Annotated in this window: 18 protein-coding genes and 1 pseudogene; 7 read left to right on the top strand and 12 right to left on the bottom strand. The window is 64.3% G+C overall.

The window, feature by feature from the left end:
* Nucleotides 1-4 precede the first annotated feature (4 nt).
* The 3 genes from D187_RS52725 to D187_RS50440 all read right to left on the bottom strand — a co-directional run bounded on the left by D187_RS52725 (nt 5) and on the right by D187_RS50440 (nt 3,387).
* Nucleotides 5-967, bottom strand: coding sequence for a DUF4435 domain-containing protein (locus D187_RS52725; protein WP_081713886.1), 963 nt, complete (start codon nt 965-967; stop codon nt 5-7).
* Nucleotides 967-2,403, bottom strand: a complete 1,437-nt coding sequence (locus D187_RS54140; protein WP_081713885.1) for an AAA family ATPase — start codon at nt 2,401-2,403, stop codon at nt 967-969. The genes D187_RS52725 and D187_RS54140 overlap by 1 nt, the downstream gene beginning before the upstream one ends.
* Before the next feature lie 252 nt (nt 2,404-2,655).
* On the bottom strand, nt 2,656-3,387 hold the full coding sequence (locus tag D187_RS50440; RefSeq protein ID WP_051256564.1) for a hypothetical protein: 732 nt from the start codon (nt 3,385-3,387) through the stop codon (nt 2,656-2,658).
* A 144-nt stretch (nt 3,388-3,531) separates the two neighbouring features.
* Between D187_RS50440 and D187_RS54135 the strand changes: the two are divergent.
* Nucleotides 3,532-3,900, top strand: a pseudogene (locus D187_RS54135) (DUF2380 domain-containing protein); the annotation flags it as partial.
* Nucleotides 3,880-4,377 carry an NUDIX hydrolase gene (locus D187_RS27210; RefSeq protein ID WP_438356967.1) on the top strand — a complete coding sequence of 166 codons (498 nt, stop codon included), beginning with the start codon at nt 3,880-3,882 and terminating at the stop codon, nt 4,375-4,377. The pseudogene D187_RS54135 and the gene D187_RS27210, both read left to right, overlap by 21 nt.
* A 99-nt stretch (nt 4,378-4,476) precedes the next feature.
* Here D187_RS27210 and D187_RS57185 read toward each other — a convergent pair whose 3' ends face one another.
* The 4 genes from D187_RS57185 to D187_RS58185 all read right to left on the bottom strand — a co-directional run bounded on the left by D187_RS57185 (nt 4,477) and on the right by D187_RS58185 (nt 6,962).
* Nucleotides 4,477-5,322, bottom strand: coding sequence for a hypothetical protein (locus tag D187_RS57185; RefSeq protein WP_211241576.1), 846 nt, complete (start codon nt 5,320-5,322; stop codon nt 4,477-4,479).
* 109 nt (nt 5,323-5,431) lie between these two features.
* Nucleotides 5,432-5,806 (bottom strand): cupin domain-containing protein, encoded by a 375-nt coding sequence (locus D187_RS27200; protein ID WP_002632457.1) that lies wholly within the window; start codon nt 5,804-5,806, stop codon nt 5,432-5,434.
* Between the two features lie 63 nt (nt 5,807-5,869).
* Nucleotides 5,870-6,601: a hypothetical protein gene (locus D187_RS50435; protein ID WP_076606239.1), complete on the bottom strand. Its 732-nt coding sequence runs from the start codon at nt 6,599-6,601 to the stop codon at nt 5,870-5,872.
* Nucleotides 6,546-6,962: a DUF5953 family protein gene (locus D187_RS58185; protein WP_076606238.1), complete on the bottom strand. Its 417-nt coding sequence runs from the start codon at nt 6,960-6,962 to the stop codon at nt 6,546-6,548. The genes D187_RS50435 and D187_RS58185 overlap by 56 nt, the downstream gene beginning before the upstream one ends.
* Before the next feature lie 207 nt (nt 6,963-7,169).
* Here D187_RS58185 and D187_RS27190 point away from each other — a divergent pair, with 207 nt between their 5' ends.
* Nucleotides 7,170-9,881: an SNF2-related protein gene (locus D187_RS27190; protein ID WP_211241577.1), complete on the top strand. Its 2,712-nt coding sequence runs from the start codon at nt 7,170-7,172 to the stop codon at nt 9,879-9,881.
* Nucleotides 9,882-9,961: 80 nt separating this feature from the next.
* Nucleotides 9,962-10,282, top strand: coding sequence for a (2Fe-2S) ferredoxin domain-containing protein (locus tag D187_RS27185; protein ID WP_051256562.1), 321 nt, complete (start codon nt 9,962-9,964; stop codon nt 10,280-10,282).
* Nucleotides 10,283-10,285: 3 nt separating this feature from the next.
* Here the strand turns inward: D187_RS27185 and D187_RS27180 are convergent, their stop codons facing one another.
* The 4 genes from D187_RS27180 to D187_RS27165 all read right to left on the bottom strand — a co-directional run bounded on the left by D187_RS27180 (nt 10,286) and on the right by D187_RS27165 (nt 12,390).
* Nucleotides 10,286-10,627, bottom strand: a complete 342-nt coding sequence (locus D187_RS27180; protein ID WP_002632461.1) for a Smr/MutS family protein — start codon at nt 10,625-10,627, stop codon at nt 10,286-10,288.
* On the bottom strand, nt 10,593-10,841 hold the full coding sequence (locus tag D187_RS27175) for a hypothetical protein (RefSeq protein WP_043431701.1): 249 nt from the start codon (nt 10,839-10,841) through the stop codon (nt 10,593-10,595). Before D187_RS27175 ends, D187_RS27180 begins: the two co-directional genes overlap by 35 nt.
* Nucleotides 10,842-10,927: 86 nt before the next feature.
* Nucleotides 10,928-11,971 carry a DUF72 domain-containing protein gene (locus D187_RS27170; protein WP_002632463.1) on the bottom strand — a complete coding sequence of 348 codons (1,044 nt, stop codon included), beginning with the start codon at nt 11,969-11,971 and terminating at the stop codon, nt 10,928-10,930.
* Between the two features lie 137 nt (nt 11,972-12,108).
* Nucleotides 12,109-12,390 carry a LysR family transcriptional regulator gene (locus D187_RS27165; protein WP_043431683.1) on the bottom strand — a complete coding sequence of 94 codons (282 nt, stop codon included), beginning with the start codon at nt 12,388-12,390 and terminating at the stop codon, nt 12,109-12,111.
* Nucleotides 12,391-12,478: 88 nt separating this feature from the next.
* Here D187_RS27165 and map point away from each other — a divergent pair, with 88 nt between their 5' ends.
* Genes map through D187_RS27150 form a run of 3 tightly spaced genes read left to right on the top strand, consistent with a single transcriptional unit; the run spans nt 12,479 to nt 14,686 of the window.
* Complete coding sequence (gene map, locus D187_RS27160) at nt 12,479-13,252, top strand: type I methionyl aminopeptidase (protein WP_002632465.1); 774 nt, start codon at nt 12,479-12,481, stop codon at nt 13,250-13,252.
* Nucleotides 13,253-13,303: 51 nt separating this feature from the next.
* A complete protein-coding gene (locus D187_RS27155) occupies nt 13,304-13,765 on the top strand; it encodes a GNAT family N-acetyltransferase (protein ID WP_002632466.1) in 462 nt (153 codons plus the stop codon).
* 9 nt (nt 13,766-13,774) lie between these two features.
* On the top strand, nt 13,775-14,686 hold the full coding sequence (locus tag D187_RS27150; RefSeq protein WP_002632467.1) for a hypothetical protein: 912 nt from the start codon (nt 13,775-13,777) through the stop codon (nt 14,684-14,686).
* On the opposite strand, the gene D187_RS27145 is transcribed toward D187_RS27150, so the two are convergent.
* Complete coding sequence (locus D187_RS27145) at nt 14,683-15,048, bottom strand: response regulator (RefSeq protein ID WP_002632468.1); 366 nt, start codon at nt 15,046-15,048, stop codon at nt 14,683-14,685. The two genes, D187_RS27150 and D187_RS27145, sit on opposite strands and share 4 nt — an antisense overlap.
* Between the last annotated feature and the right edge of the window lie 2 nt (nt 15,049-15,050).

Below are 15,050 nucleotides of genomic sequence, written 5' to 3'. Positions count from 1 at the left end.
AGCCCTAGGGCTCAGCTTTTGTGCCCGACATCATCTTTCGATGAACTCTCTCAAGAAAATTCACCAGACACGCTGGAGTATCCGCGTACTGAGCCAACTGCGAAAGGATATTGCCCTTCTGGACAGTCAGTGCGACTCGACGTGTTGTAAGAAACACCCCGGGGCTTTTGCTGTTTGCGTCGTCTATCAAAAAGGTAAGAACAACATGTAAAAATTCCATCTGAAATTTCCCCCTATGCACAACTCCGGGGACATTTGCCTCGTCGGCGATCCAAGAATCCATTTCCGACACATCAGAAGGACTAGAGGTTCGCCCAAACCTTTTATCTAGCGAGGCAATGGAGTATTTAGGCATGAACTTTGGTAACTGTTGTTCCACAAACTCCCAGACTCGAACATCTCGTAAATTCAATGAAGCAATCGTCTCCTTGATTCTCTCCGCCTCATCCTCCTTTATTCGTTGCTGCCGCAACCACCCATTAAGCACTCTGGTTGCGGCATTAAAGTTCTCAAGAGACAGTTGAAAAAATCTAAGAGCGGACTCAAAAGATGGCTCTCCATGCGACAACCCAAACTCACTAGCAAGAATACGTTCAAGCGCCGTTCTGGTTGCGTATAGATTTTCTATAGAATAGCAAGGAGTAACATAGATCAGATCATTCACGAGAGATGGAGCAACAAAGTCCTTATCAACAAAAAACACAAGATGGGAATTCGCATAACGCCCCCCGTCTACACTGAGTACCAAATTAAGAATCTGAATTACTCCAGCCCGCCCTCCAACAATAAGCTGACGGTACTTCGAGGGCCTTGCCACCAACTCAATTCGTACTGCGTAATATTTAAGATCTTCACCCTCAAAAAAACAAAACAAAGCTTCAGGGTCGGATGAAACTCCTTTAAGGAAGTTTCGCCACGCCACAGCATAACTGCTGCGAGCGAACCTCAACTCATCAGCGCGGCTCATCACTCATCACCATCCTCTATACTGGAGGTCGACTCTTCTGGATCGACCTTTGCGTTTTCGGTGATCTCGCTTGCGGTTACCGTTAATTCGCCGGCGTACTGATCAAGACTATTTTCAAAGATAAAGGGCGAGTGCGTAGCGGCGATCAGCAACTTGCACCGATGTGAGGCCACGATGTCTTCGAGAAGGCGTTTCTGCCACTCGATTGAAAGCGACAACTCCGGCTCATCAAACAATATAACATACTCTCGATGAGGCGACAAATAAAGACGCGAGAAAATAGAAACAATCTGCTTTTCGCCGGAAGACAATCGTTCAACATCAACGCGACGCCCCGTCTTCTTGTGTATGATATTTATTTGAAGCTTGCTCTCATTGTAAACAACCTCCTTGTCATCAAGGTAGCTATTCGCAACTCGAACAAAGTCTTTAATCATATTATCCTTGTCTCTCTGCTGCTCGTAGACTTTTCCAAGGTTAGAGAGAAAGTACACAAGAGGTGAGTACTGATCCCCTTGTATTCGTCCCGTCCGTATCAATTCAAGGATATGCTTTTTGTGCTGTTCATCTATGTTTTCGCCGACACGATCCAATACAATGCGCAGCGCCTCGGCATCCTGCAGACTGCTTCTCATTTCCTCTGTGACCTGTATGCCGTCAATCAATTCAGTAAGAATGCGCCCATTTATTTTTGAATACCATTCAATCGAGGAATCGCGAATTTGTGTTGTTATCTTTTCAAGTCGTTGCTGAACGTCGCTCATCCCGAATTGAATCAACTGCTCATCGCGAGGCAGATCTGGCTCTGAGTAACCAAGCGTATGCAAATCCTCCTCAATCCTGCGATACGTGGGGAAATACAACACCGGATACGGGTAGATATTATGCAATTCCTGGAGCGGAGAAACTGTGTGCCTTGCTGTGTTTTGCCTTAAGATTTCTCTTCCAAAAGACTCAATAGACACCATAATTTCCTTGGGACTGGCTCCAAGTAGGGCACTCGCGCGCATGATTTTTGAATTTCGCGCAGCGGCACCTTCCGGGTATCGGCGTAATAAATTAACAAGCGACTCAAAATCACGCTCTCCCAAAAAATCAAAAATCTGTATTGCCAGCATTTGATATCGATTGGTTCGCTGATCTCTGTCCTCCATCAAATCTTGCGGCGGGCGGCCAAACAGACTGCTTTCTATTTTTATTTTCTCCCCTGTATCGAACTCGATACTGATTTCTGAAAAATTCAGACGTCTCAGGCGATTGAGCCTTCCGGTCAACATATGAAACAACGTGCTTAGGACTGTTGTCTTCCCTGAGCCATTTTTATCGACAAGTATTTTGACTGGACTGTTTGTTTCAAGGCGAACATCGCGATCTCCGTGCAATCCACAGATTTCGAATGCTTTTAGCTGGTGGTTACCCATTTTGGACTCGCTCATTTTCTACCTGGAGGTCAGTGGCAATTTTCAGAAAGAGATCTGAGACGCTTGAATTTCAATGTCTTGAGGCCTTCACTTCGTCGACATAAGCAGAGAGTATACTCACCCGAACCGTGGTGAGCATAGGTGAAATTAAGACCTGACTATGAGACGCTGTCCGGCGCACAAGAGGAGGGTGATTCTTGGGAGTCAAAGGACTGCATGCCGCGCCGGTGCTCGAATCGAGCACCACAGAGGTTCGGAGCAAGCCGATCAGGGCTGAATAGAGCGTGGCTCCGGGTCCGGCTTCTTGACAGCCACGTAGCACCCGCCCTGGTACTCAGCCGTTCCTGGAGGACAGGGAGCGTCACTTCGATGGCGCACCCAGCAACCACCTCGAAGTTCCACTTCCGTTTTGGGCGTGCAGGGCGGCGTGGCCTGCTCCTTCAAGGGTTTCTCCGGCATCGGATAAGCAATGGTCGGTGAAGAAAAGCCCGGTCGATTCACGAGGACGGGAGTATCGTCGGGTGGGTCGCGCATCTCCGGAGGCGTGGACGTGCGCGGCCAGAGCAGGAAGGCGAGGCCCACCGCCAGGGCCACGCCCGCGAGTCCCCAGCGCGTCGCCTGGTGCCGTGGACGGATGGGCCGTGGCCCACGCATGAAGTGGGTCCGCACATCCGCCCGCTCATCGAGTTGCGCCAGGGAGGCCGCGAGGCGGATGAAGCCCAGGGTCAGTTCGTGGAACCTCGGCGGCTTCGCCCCGTCGGCGCGCTTGGGGTGAAGAACCAGGGCGTCCGGGTCAGTGAGCCTCGTGGTCTCCGCACACCAGGGGACGGACGTGCGCCAGTCGTCGCCGGAGCCTGGCATCAGGACCAGCGCGGGCTCTCCCGTATCGACATGGTGCGCCGCATAGAGGTGCCCTTCGTCCTCTGGGATATCCGGGAACCGCTCACCCAGCTGATATGCACCCAGACGACGTCCCTTCCACTCTGGCGTATCGCTCATTCCATACCTCCCATGAGCGACTCTTCCTACCCGCGATGTCGGACCGCTGTCCACACCCAAGGGGTCATGATGCCCGGACGTGGAACTGGACTCCCGGGCATCCAACGGATCGCGCACCTACTGTCTCTGGAATCGTGACGCACTGGGGACGGTCCCGAGGTGCGCGGCATGCGCGTGACGGATAGAGCGGGGGCTGGAATGAACGAGCCTCCGCGGCACCACGTTCTGCCGCGAGAGTTCCGCGAGTGGTTCGAGCAGCGCGGCTTCACTGGCGAAATGAGCATCGACCGATTCTGCGTCGAGATGGAGCAGGCAAGCCATGAAGCGATTCATGGCGGCGGCGACTGGCGCCTGGGTCGAATGTGGGCTGGCGAATGGAACCGGATGATCATGCGCGTGCTGCGCGGAGCGGAGATGGCGACCGGCCGGAGGTTGACGCGCAGCGAGATCCTGAACATCGTCGCGGCGAATATGACGGAGTACAAAGTCCCGATGAACTTCACCCCCTGGAGGGGACCATTGAACGAAGATCGTTCCTGGCAGGGGAACTGGAAGGTACGTCTACATGAGCGGGTCCGCGAGCGCGGATACACTTCGCTCACTGCCTTTGCCGAAGCGCGCCCGACCATCCCTCTGGTGGCGCTGGCGGAAGAACTCGGTCAGGACGACGTCAACGCGGTGCAGGTATTGAGTGGGTTGCTCGCCGAGGCCGAGCAGCGCAAACAGGTGACGCGCTTCGAGCGAGATGTGCTCGTTCGACTGCTGTCCGAGAGTCTCCCCGATGGCTGGCCGTCCGTCATGGACGACCAGGCCCGTTTCGCCGTCGGCAAGGCACTCGGCCGCTGGATCGGCTATACCCCCGAAGCCCATCAGGAGCGCTCCGAGCGGGTTGTCGCAGCGCTCCTCGCCACGCCGCCACCGCCCGGCTGGCGGCCACTCGGTCCCGACGATGAACTGCTGCGCACGCTCTTGCCAGACGAGGAGGTCTGAGCTTCACCTCTCCCCAGGCCGAGCCATGCCCTCGCTCCTGGGTGAAGCGCCCAGAAGGTGACCTGCCTTCCAACTCAAGAGCTCCAGGTCCATGTGCCGCTACTCTCCCCCTCCTTCGGTCTCCGCCGCCGCATCTCGGGCCCGCTCACGCTCGGCGGCCCGCTTCGTCTCTTCCCACTCCGTCAAAGTGGAGGCCACGGGGTGAAGCGTGTGGCGCATCAGCCGCTTGTGGTGCACCGCGAGGTAGTGCTCCCCGGCGATGGACACGAAGTCAAAGGGAGCAGCGGGGTGGTTCTTCAGCCACATCCCTGCTTCCGCACGGGTTTCGAATGCGGGCGTCGCGGGAGGTATTCCTCTCGCGGCGAGTTCTTCGATGTACGGCTCGATGATGTAGTCGCGGTACATGCCGCGAGCGTTGTCTTCACGAGAATACCAGGCCAGATAATATTCATCGCCAATGAGTATGCGTGCCGGGCTGAGTGGCTCCGCGAGCCCCTTCAGCCATGCCTCCGCATCGTCTCGTGTCGTGAAATGAGCGATGGCGAGTGGAGCATACTCGAGGCGATTGTTGACGTAGTCCTCGACCGCCGTGAGCTGTTTGGTGTCGGCGATGAAGTTGACCAAGTTGATGAAGACAACTGCGGACTGCTTCTGTTCAGGCTCAGGCGTCTCGTCGAAAGCCTTCAGGAGAAGCCTCATGACCGCATACGAGGTCGCATCCTTGCTCGCTTCGAGGGCGGGGCTCACGTGAGGGCGTGGCGTGGGAGCAATCTCCCTGAGGTAGTCTTCAAACAGGTAGACCTGACCTGTTTCGCCTAGGAATGCCCTGTATTCGTTCACTTGGCGCCAGAGCCGCTCTTCTTCCTCTCTGCCCTCGAGTCGAGCTGCTTGCCACCGAGATGCGGCGAATCGTGAGGCGCTGATCAAGGCGTCCTGGATGCTCACCGGGTAGCCTCCGCGATGTGTGGGTAGTACAAGGGAGTTGATACCCACCACGGCGTCGAATGGACTGGCATGTCCTCACAAGGGGTTCACGCCCTCCACGATATCCGTCCTATGAGCCCATCTGCTTTTCCAGCGGAACGGTTTGCGGCACGATCAGGTCGCCCGTGTGCTGGGTGGTGACGGTCTCGATCAGCATGATGCCGCATTCTTCGGTGGCTACGGGATTGTGCCTGGTCTTCTTCGGCACCACACAGAACTGGCCGGGCGAGAGGTGCACGTCGCGATCCTCGAACTGGATCGTCAGCTTGCCGTAGATGACGAAAAACATCTCGTCTTCGTCGGCGTGGTCGTGCCAGACCAGCTCACCCTTCAGCTTGGCGACCTTGATGTACTGGTCATTGACTCGCCCGATGATGCGCGGCGTCCAGTACTCCGTGATCTGCTCCAGTGCTTCCGCGAGCCCGATGACGCTTCCATTCAGCATGGCCTGTCTCCAGCGTTGTCCTGTGTTCCGTATAGCCGACAACCGCCCGCCAGGAACGTGCGCTCAGGGCTGGATGGAGGTGGGCTTAGGGTCCGGCTTCTTGACCGCCACGTAGCACCCACCTTGGTACTCAGCCGTTCCCGGTGGGCAGGGGGCATCACGGTGATGGCGCATCCAGCAGCCTCCCCTGATCTCCACTTCCGTTTCGGGCATGCAGGGGGGCCTGGCCTGCTCCTTCAAGGGTTTCTCCGGCATCGGATAGGCGATGGCTGGAAAAGAAAGGCCCGGTCGATTCACGAGGACGGGAGCGTCGTCGGGTGAGGCGCGCATCTCCGGAGGCGCGGACGTGCGCGGCCAGAGCAGGAAGGCGAGTCCCATCGCCAGAGCCACGCCCGCGAGTCCCCAGCGCGTGACCCGGTGCCGTGAACGGATGGGCCGTGGCTCACGCATGAAGTGGGCCCGCACATCCGCCCGCTCATCGAGTTGCGCCAGGGAGCCCGCGAGGCGGATGAAGCCCAGGGTCAGCGCGTGGAACCTCGGCGGCTTCGCCCCCTCCGCGCGCTTGGGGTGAAGAACCAGGGCGTCCGGGTCGGTGAGCCTCGTGGTCTCCGCACACCAAGGGATGGACGTGCGCCAGTCGTCGCCGGAGCCCGGCATCAGGATCAGCGCGGGCTCCCCCGTGTCGACATGGTGCGCCGCATAGAGGCGCCCTTCGTCCTCTGGGATATCCGGGAACCGCTCACCCAACTGATACGAGCCCAGACGACGTCCCTTCCACTCTGGCGTGTCGCTCATGTCCATGCCTCCCAAGAGCGACTCCTCCTACTCGCGATGTAGGACCGCTGTCCAGACCCGATGGGTCAGAATGCCCGGAAGTGGAACTGGACTCCCGGGCGTGAATGAGCATCCGGGGCCTACTGTCTTTGGAGCTTTCGAGATCGAGAGGTGTCTCGGTGAGAGGAACAATCCACCCGCCCGTCGCGGTGCGCCGCGAGCGTGACAACAGCTCGAGCGCTGGCAGCCCTCGCGGTGGAGCCCGTGGCCCATGCGGGCGGAACGTCTGCTCCGAAATCCCGATGAGCCTCGAGGAAAAGGGGCCCGGCCCGTACCCGCCGTCAAGCGGATTCTCGCGCCGCGCGTCCCTTCCACCCGACACTCCCGAAAAAAAACCGTGCCAAGCCCGCCGGGGCCGAATTCTGGGCCCCCGCGAAGACCCCCTTTACAGATGCGTTTCGCTCCCCAAAATGGCCGCCCAATCGTGCTACACGCCTGTGTAGCGACGCACGACACGGACGGAGACAGGCGCTTGGCGGAGGCGAGGGAATTCAGGGAGTTGCGGGTGGTGGCGGATGCGGCGGCGGTGATGGCTTCGGAGGAGGCGCTCTCCACGGAAGCCGGGCAGGCGCAGGCGTTGACGCCCTTCCACGAGCGGTTGCTCGCGGAGGAGCTCACCATCAAGAGCTCGGACTCGCGCGAACGGCTCGCCGGGGCGCTGGCCGAGGCGCGCGTGGACTTGAACCCGCACCAGCTCGAGGCCGCGTGCTTCGCCCTGGACTCGCTCTCGCGCGGCGGCTGCATGCTCGCGGACGAGGTGGGCCTCGGCAAGACGATCGAGGCCGGCATGGTGCTCGCCCAGCTCATGGCCGAGGGCAAGACGCGCATCCTCATCCTCGCCCCGGCCGTGCTGCGCGCGCAGTGGAACAGCGAGCTGCGCGAGAAGTTCGACCTCGAGTCCGTCATGGTGGACGGGCGCACCGTGCGCGCCACGGGCAACTGCTTCGATCAGCCCTTCCCCGTCATCTGCTCGCACCCGTTCGCCGCCAACAAGGCCTCGCTCGTGGCGGAGATCCCCTGGGACGTGGTCGTCATCGACGAGGCCCACCGGCTGCGCAACGCCTACAAGGCCGGACACAAGACGGGCCAGGCCCTGCGCGCCGCCCTCCAGGGCCGCCCCAAGCTGCTGCTCACCGCCACGCCCCTGCAGAACGACTTGATGGAGCTGTTCGGCCTCGTCACGCTCCTGGACGAGCAGATCCTCGGCCCCGAGCACGCCTTCCGCAGCCGCTACCGGCTGGAGGGCGAGACGGGCGGACTGCCCGGCGACGTCGCCACCGAGCTCAAGGAGCGGCTCGCTCCCGTGGTGCAGCGCACGCTGCGCCGCCAGGTGCGCGAGTACGTGCGCTACACCAACCGCCGCTCCATCGTGGAGGACTTCGCGCCCTCGCCCGAGGAGCATGATCTCTACGAGAAGGTGAGCGAGTACCTGCGGCGCTCCGAGGTGGCCGCCATCGAGCCGGGCAAGAAGACGTTGCTCACGCTCTGCTACCGCAAGCTCCTGGCCTCCTCCACCTACGCCATCGCCCCCACCCTGCGCCGGCTCTCGGAGAACCTCATCAAGCGCCTGGAGGCGGCACGCCTGGGCCAGCGCGCCCTGGGCTTCTTCGAGCCCGAGGAAGCCAGGCAGTTCGCCGAGGAGGGCGAGGAGTGGATGGAGGACTCCTCCAGCAAGCCCGTGAGCATCCGCACGCTCGAGAACGAGATGTGGGAGCTCAAGCAGTACGCGGACCTCGCCGACTCCATCAAGGTCAACGCCAAGGGCGAGGCGCTGCTGCGCGCGATGGAGCGCACCTTCAAGGTGATGAAGGGCCAGGGCTGGCCGGAGAAGGCGCTCATCTTCACCGAGTCCAAGCGCACCCAGCAGTACCTGTGCACCCTGCTGTCGCAGAACGGCTACGAGGGGAAGATCTCCCTGCTCTCGGGCGACTCGGGCGGCGGCCCCGAGGAGCGCCGCGCGCTGGTGAACGAGTTCCGCGACAAGACGCAGATCCTCATCTGCACCGAGGCGGGCGCCGAGGGCCTCAACCTCCAGTTCTGCAACCTGGTGGTGAACTACGACTTGCCGTGGAACCCGCAGCGCGTGGAGCAGCGCATCGGCCGCTGCCACCGCTATGGCCAGCAGCGCGACGTGCTCGTCATCAACTTCCTCAACCGGCGCAACGCCGCGGACGCGCGGCTGTACGAATTGCTCGAGAAGAAGTTGAACCTCTTCGACGGCGTGTTCGGCGCATCGGATGAAATCCTCGGCGCGCTGGAGAGCGGCGTGGACTTCGAGCGGCGCATCCTCGACATCTACCAGTCCTGCCGCCACCCGGACGACATCAACGCGGCGTTCGACAAGCTGCGCTCGGACATGGAGGGCCGCATCAGCGAGCGCATGACGGAAGCGCGCTCGGTGCTGATGGAGCGCTTCGACGGGGACGTGCGGCGGCGGCTGCGCATGGCGGGCGCGCAGACGAAGGAGGCGCTGGAGAAGCGCCAGCAGGGCGCGCGCGCGCTGACGGGCTCGGTGCTGGGCAGCCACGCCTCGGGCCGGCTCCAGGTGGCCAAGGCCGCCTACGCCGTGCGCGACAGGACGCACGACGCCATCAACTACCTGCAGCTCAACGCGGCCGGCCTGCCCGCGCGGCTCGCGCGCCTGGCGGGCAGCGAGGGCTGGTGGTTCGTCTACAAGTGCGAGACGACGGGCCTCAAGGCCGAGGAGCGCATGCTCCACCTGGTGCTGGTGCTCGAGCGCGACGGCAAGAGCTTCCGCGCCCTGCCGCTCGAGGACGGCGAGCACTTCATGAAGCTGGTGGGCAAGGAGGAGCGCCGCCGCCAGCCGCCCCCCGTGTCCGTGACGCTCATGCAGGAGCAGGCGCTCATGGCCGCCAAGGACGAGGTGCTGCGCGCCGCCGAGCGCCGCAATGCCCTGGAGTTGGATCTGGCGCGCGAGCGCGCCGACCGCTTCGCCGAGGACTGTCTGCTGGAGTCGCGCGAGGCGGTGGAGCGCGCGCGCGAGGCCTGGCAGGAGGCGCGCCGCCACGTGTGCTCCCAGGAGGAGCCCGCCGAGCGCATGAAGGTGCGCGCCCATGCGGAGCGGCTCGAGCGCGAGTACCGCAAGAAGCTCGCCTCGCTGCGCAACGAGGAGGAGAAGCGCTACGCGGCCAAGGATCGGCAGATCGCGGACCTCGCCAACAAGGCCAAGGTCACCGAGAAGCGCTCCCTCATCGCCTCCGCCTACTTCTGGCTGTCCTGAGGCCGCCCGGCCCCCTGCCTTCCGAGGGGGCCACATGCCGTGTACGAGCCAAAGCGAAGGCCGGTCGTTACCCTGCCTTCATGTCCGACGCCCGTCCCGTGCGCCCGCCCTGGAAGTCCGGCTTCGTGCTCGTGTGCAAGAAGTGCTCGGGCAACAAGAACCTGGACTTGAGGAAGTGGCTGGAGCGCCGGCTGGAAGCGGAAGGCCATGGCGACGAGGTGAAGGTGCTCAAGGTGAGCTGCATGGACATCTGCCCCAAGGCTCGGGTGATGGCCGTGGTGCCACCGGGGCCCGAGGGCTCGCCGGGCGGTTGCTACGCGGTGGATCCCCTCCACGAGCGGGAAGATTTCTACCGGCAGGTCCTGAAACTTCTTCCGGAGGACCATCCCAAGACGCACTAGGGCCTAGGACTCCCGGGGCTTGAGCCGCACCCAGGTCGCGCCCCAGCCGCCATCGGCCTCGGTCGCGGACCGGAAGGACTCCACTTCGGGAAGCTTGGGGAGAAGTGACTGGACGGTGCGCCTCAACGCGCCCGTGCCCTTGCCGTGGATGATGCGGATGTCGAGCACCCCGGCTTCACGGCACGCCCAGAGATACTCGGTGACGACGTCCTTCACGTCCCGGGGGTGGAACGGATGCAGATCCAGGTTCCCATCCAACGGCAGCGCCACCGGCGCCTCGGGATCGAACCCGGCGTCCTCGTCCCCCTCACTACTGGCCACGACGCACGCGGTCAGCCTCTTCATGGCGACGCACCGCGTCCAGGCGTCGCTGCTCCCGGGCCGCCTGGAACTCGGCCTCCAAGGTGGAGACTTCGTTGCGCAGGGCGGAGAAATGTTTACGCACGTCTTCCCAGGTATCACCCGCTGGCACGATTTGCGCCTGCTCTTCGACGCCGGGACCCGCACCACCGGCCGCTGCCATGCGTGCCACCAAAGCCGCAACAAGGACCGATCTCATACCCTCCCCCTCAGCAAGCCACGTGCCATGCTCCACGCCCCTTCAGTCGCACACACTGTCCTACTCCCTTCCACACACGGAGGGACTCACGGCGTCACGGCGGAACTGGACGCGGTGCGTGAGATGACGCTGCGCGCCAGGTGGATGGCGGACAGGGGGGCACTGCCCTCGGCCTTGTTGTTGAGGGTGGCGAAGACGGGCCGGCCCAGGTTCAGCGCGGCGGTGGCGACGCGGGCGATGCCCTCGCGGGTGCGCGAGTCCTCGTCCACGAGCCGATCGAAGGGGAAGTAGCGCTTGCGAGCCTCCTCGTAGTCCAGGTTCGGCGGGAGCATCCAGCGCACCACGAGCGCGGGTGCCTGCAAGGCGCGCAGGCGGACGGTCTGCCGCTCGACGGGCGGCAGGTTCTTCCACACGGCGAGCACGGGACAGGCCCCCGCGTCGGCGAGCAGTTGGCCCAGGGCCTCCGTCATCAGGGCCTCGTTGCGGACCTCGACGGCGTACAGCGGACCCCGCGGGAGCGCGGCGAGGAAGGTGTGCAGCCGCTCCATGAAGGGGCCCACGCCACCGAACTCCTGGACGTCTTGCGGCGGGAGCTGGAAGACGATGGGACCGGCCTTCTCCCCCAGGCCCTCGACACACGGCCCCACGACGAGGTCGGCCGCGTAGGCGGCATCGAGGAAGCGGGCATTGGGCTGACCTCGGACGTCGCCATAGCGCGCATGCACCGGCCAGCGCGCGAGCGTACAGGCCTCGTGGGCCTTCACGAGGAAGCGGAAGCCCGGAGGCACCTGGGCGGCGTACTCGGCGAAGGTGGCGGCGGGGATGGGCGCGTAGAAGGTCCGGTCCACCCCCACGGTGCGCAGGACGGGGTGCTGGGCGTACGCGGCGAGCCCCTCGCGCGACAGCCGCGCCGGCGTGGCCTCCCGGTCGTAGACGAGCCCCTTCCACCCGGGAAACGTCCACGAGGAAGTGCCCAGGTAGAGCGCCGGGGGAAGACGCTCGCCCAGGGCCCGGACGTCGTCGGGCTGCTCGGCGGGACCCATGGGCTCGCCCTGCCCGCGCCGCCGTCCCTTGGCGGGAGTGGGGCTGGGCGCCCCGGTGAAGAGATCGAGTTGGGAGGAATCGGCCATGTGCGCTCCGGTGGACTCTATTTCTAGAGTAAGCCCGAGCGGCCACACTTCCAAGGTCTTCTCCGCCGAAACACCGGGGGCCGGCATGCCGGGGGGCGGGCACCCGGCCGCGCTGCACCGCGTCGTGCGCGGGGCCTTCAGTTCGTTTCGGGCACGTCCACCGCGGCCTTGCGCACGGTGAGCACCGCGGCGTCCACCTCGGCGAGGATGCGGCGGGCGTGGGCGAGGAAGGCCGTGCCCGCGGGCAGCAGCCGCATGCCGCGCGGCGTGCGCTCGAAGAGCGGCGTTCCCAGCTCGTCCTCGAGCGACAGGATGTGACGGCTGAGTGGGGGCTGGGACAGGTGCAGCCGGCGCGCGGCGCGGCCCACGTGGCCCTCTTCGGCCACCGCGACGAAGGACTGGAGGTGCGTGAGGCTCACGGCCCCGAGTCTAGCGCCTTCCCGGACTCCGGTCCCAATGCCAAGACAGCATTGGACGCCCGGACGTCCCAGGTCCACCTTGCCCGCCATGGGAATTCCACTGCTCAAGGGAATGGATATCGAGCGGCTGCGGCACGCGGGACGGGCCGCGGCCGGGACGCTCGCGCATGTCGCGGCCCGGCTCGCCCCGGGCATCTCGACGGCGGACATCGACGCCTGGGTGCGCGAGGACACGGCGAGGCGAGGCGGCACCCCCAGCCAGCTCGGCTACAAGGGCTTTCCGGCGGCGGTCTGCACCAGCCGCAACCACGTCGTCTGCCACGGCATCCCCCGCCCGGACGAGCGGCTCGCGCCCGGGGACATCGTCAACGTGGACGTCACCACGTGCCTGGGGGGCTTCCACGGAGACACCTCGGCCACGTTCCTCATCGGCGAGGTGTCCGCGGAGGCGCGTCATGTGGTGGACGTGGCGCGCCGGTGCCGCGACGCGGGCGTGGCGGTGGTGCGCCACGGGGCCCGGCTCGGGGACATCGGCGCCGCCATCGAGGAGCTCGCCCGCCAGGAGGGCTGCAGCGTGGTGCGCGAGTTCGGCGGACACGGCATCGGCCACCAGATGCACCTGCCGCCCCATGTGTCGCACGTGGGTAGGCGCGGCACGGGCATCACGCTGCGCTCGGGCATGGTCATCACCATCGAGCCCATGGTGAACCTGGGGCGCCCGGAGATCCGGGTGCTGCCGGACGGGTGGACGGTGCTCACGGAGGACGGGAGCCTGTCGGCCCAGTTCGAGCACACCGTGTTGGTGACGCGCGAGGGCTGCGAGATCCTCACCCCCGCGCCCCCAGCCGGGGAGATGCTGTAGGGTCCGCCCCCGCGCCCACCCCTCGAGAGCCCGGGCGCGCGAGGAGCGAGCGTGCAGCTGACCTTCATCGATACCGAGCACCCGCTGTACCCGGAGGAGTTGGAGCTGCGCTACCAGGTGCTGAGAGCCCCCCTCGGCTTCGATCGCGCCTCGGTGAAATTCCCCTTCGACGCGCACAGCCTGCACCTGGTCGCCGTGGACGCGGGGCGGATCGTCGGGTGCGTGCTCTTCCATCCGGAGAGCGAGCACTCGGGCCGGCTCTTCCAGATGGCCATCGAGCCCGCGCGGCAGCGGACCGGCCTGGGTGCCCGGCTGGTGCGTGCCCTGGAGGAGGAGCTCGTGGCGAGGGGCTTCCGGGAAGTCACCCTGCATGCGCGCGCCCACGTGGCGGGCTTCTACGAGACACTCGGCTACGAGGTGTACGGCGAGCCTTTCGTGGAGGTGAACATTCCGCATGTCCACATGCGGCGGAGTCTGAACGAGGCGCGGCGGAACGGACCAGGGGGACGTTAGGCTTCGAGGATGTCCGAGCTGCCCGCCGCGCTGCCGCCCTCCGATCCACTCGCCGCCCTCAACACGGCCTTCCGCGACGCCTACGCGGCGCGCCGGGATGCCGTCCTCGCCGAGATGGGCCCCGTCATCGCCCAGATCGATGACCTGCTCATCCTGCGCATGCGGGGCGAGCGCCACGAGGGCCCCGCGCGCACCCGGCGCTACCACGAGTTCAAGTCGCTCGCCCACCTGCCCCTCGCCCTCTACGCGCTGCTGTCGGGCCCGCGCGGCGCGCTCGACGAGGCCACGCGCGAGCGACTCACCACCCTGCGGCGGCTCGTCACCGACACCGAGGCCAGCCTGGCCCAGCGGGCCTTCTCCTCCGAGGAGCGCACCCGCCAGCAGCGCCTCCTGGGCGCCGCGCGCGAGCAGATCGATCAGGTGCTCTCGAGCGGAAGCGTCTCCGCCGGGGCGCTCGCCGCCTATGTTCGCGCCCAGGCGCCGGATCTGCTGCGCAACGCCGAGGACGCCGCGAGGGATCAGCTCGAGACCATGCACGCCACCGTCGAGGCCTGGAAGCAGCGGATGACCCCGGAGGAGCGCGACCAGTTGCGCGCGGTGGTCGCCGTCTCGCACATGTCCCGTCCGGGTAACGTGGCCGTGCAGTACTTCTCCGTCACCCTGGGCGAGCGATGGGAGGGCCGCTTCGACCAGGAGGGGCTCAACCCGGGCAAGCGCGTGCTGGCGGCCGAGACGACCTTCGACGAGGAGGCCTCCTTCACGTTGCTGGCCACCCACGTGCTCGACGCCAACGTGGGCACCCGCTTCTTCGGCGAGGAGACACGCCTGTCTCGCGACGCGCTCGCGGACGCCACGGAGCGGCTCCTGGCGAAGATGTTCCACCAGGAGCCCGCGCCCCCGTCGCCGCCCACCAGCGCCTAACGCCCTGGAGGCGCGCCGATGATCTGGTGGATCACCTCCAGCAAGGGCGGCAACCGGAAGGGCTTGGGCAGGAAGGCGGTACACGGCAGGTGCTGCCAGAAGCGAGGGGGCGCCGAGCTCATGATGACCACGGGGATGTCCCGGAACTCGGGCTCCTTCTTCATGGCGTCCAGCAGCTCGGGTCCATTCATCAACGGCATCATGTAGTCGGTGAGCACCAGGGAGGGACGCTCCGCCGCCATGCGCTCCAGCGCCTGGCGCCCGTCGAACGCCACCATCGTCGGGTAGCCCTCGTCCTGGAGCAGATCCCGGATGGTTTCGACCATGCCGAATTCGTCATCGACGATGAGGATGGGCCTCATAC

This window comes from Cystobacter fuscus DSM 2262, from assembly GCF_000335475.2.
GTDB lineage: Bacteria > Myxococcota > Myxococcia > Myxococcales > Myxococcaceae > Cystobacter > Cystobacter fuscus.
The sequence above is the reverse complement of the archived record's forward strand: the minus strand, read 5'-3'. Positions and strand labels throughout refer to the sequence as shown.

Excerpts from the sequence above, each read along its gene's own strand:
- D187_RS52725 (WP_081713886.1), bottom strand. The coding sequence starts at position 967 with ATGAGCCGCGCTGATGAGTTGAGGTTCGCTCGCAGCAGTTATGCTGTG.
- D187_RS54140 (WP_081713885.1), bottom strand. The coding sequence starts at position 2,403 with ATGAGCGAGTCCAAAATGGGTAACCACCAGCTAAAAGCATTCGAAATC.
- D187_RS50440 (WP_051256564.1), bottom strand. The coding sequence starts at position 3,387 with ATGAGCGATACGCCAGAGTGGAAGGGACGTCGTCTGGGTGCATATCAG.
- D187_RS27210 (WP_438356967.1), top strand. The coding sequence starts at position 3,880 with ATGAACTTCACCCCCTGGAGGGGACCATTGAACGAAGATCGTTCCTGG.
- D187_RS27200 (WP_002632457.1), bottom strand. The coding sequence starts at position 5,806 with ATGCTGAATGGAAGCGTCATCGGGCTCGCGGAAGCACTGGAGCAGATC.
- D187_RS50435 (WP_076606239.1), bottom strand. The coding sequence starts at position 6,601 with ATGAGCGACACGCCAGAGTGGAAGGGACGTCGTCTGGGCTCGTATCAG.
- D187_RS27190 (WP_211241577.1), top strand. The coding sequence starts at position 7,170 with ATGGCTTCGGAGGAGGCGCTCTCCACGGAAGCCGGGCAGGCGCAGGCG.
- D187_RS27185 (WP_051256562.1), top strand. The coding sequence starts at position 9,962 with ATGTCCGACGCCCGTCCCGTGCGCCCGCCCTGGAAGTCCGGCTTCGTG.
- D187_RS27180 (WP_002632461.1), bottom strand. The coding sequence starts at position 10,627 with ATGAAGAGGCTGACCGCGTGCGTCGTGGCCAGTAGTGAGGGGGACGAG.
- D187_RS27175 (WP_043431701.1), bottom strand. The coding sequence starts at position 10,841 with ATGAGATCGGTCCTTGTTGCGGCTTTGGTGGCACGCATGGCAGCGGCC.
- D187_RS27170 (WP_002632463.1), bottom strand. The coding sequence starts at position 11,971 with ATGGCCGATTCCTCCCAACTCGATCTCTTCACCGGGGCGCCCAGCCCC.
- map (WP_002632465.1), top strand. The coding sequence starts at position 12,479 with ATGGGAATTCCACTGCTCAAGGGAATGGATATCGAGCGGCTGCGGCAC.
- D187_RS27150 (WP_002632467.1), top strand. The coding sequence starts at position 13,775 with ATGTCCGAGCTGCCCGCCGCGCTGCCGCCCTCCGATCCACTCGCCGCC.
- D187_RS27145 (WP_002632468.1), bottom strand. The coding sequence starts at position 15,048 with ATGAGGCCCATCCTCATCGTCGATGACGAATTCGGCATGGTCGAAACC.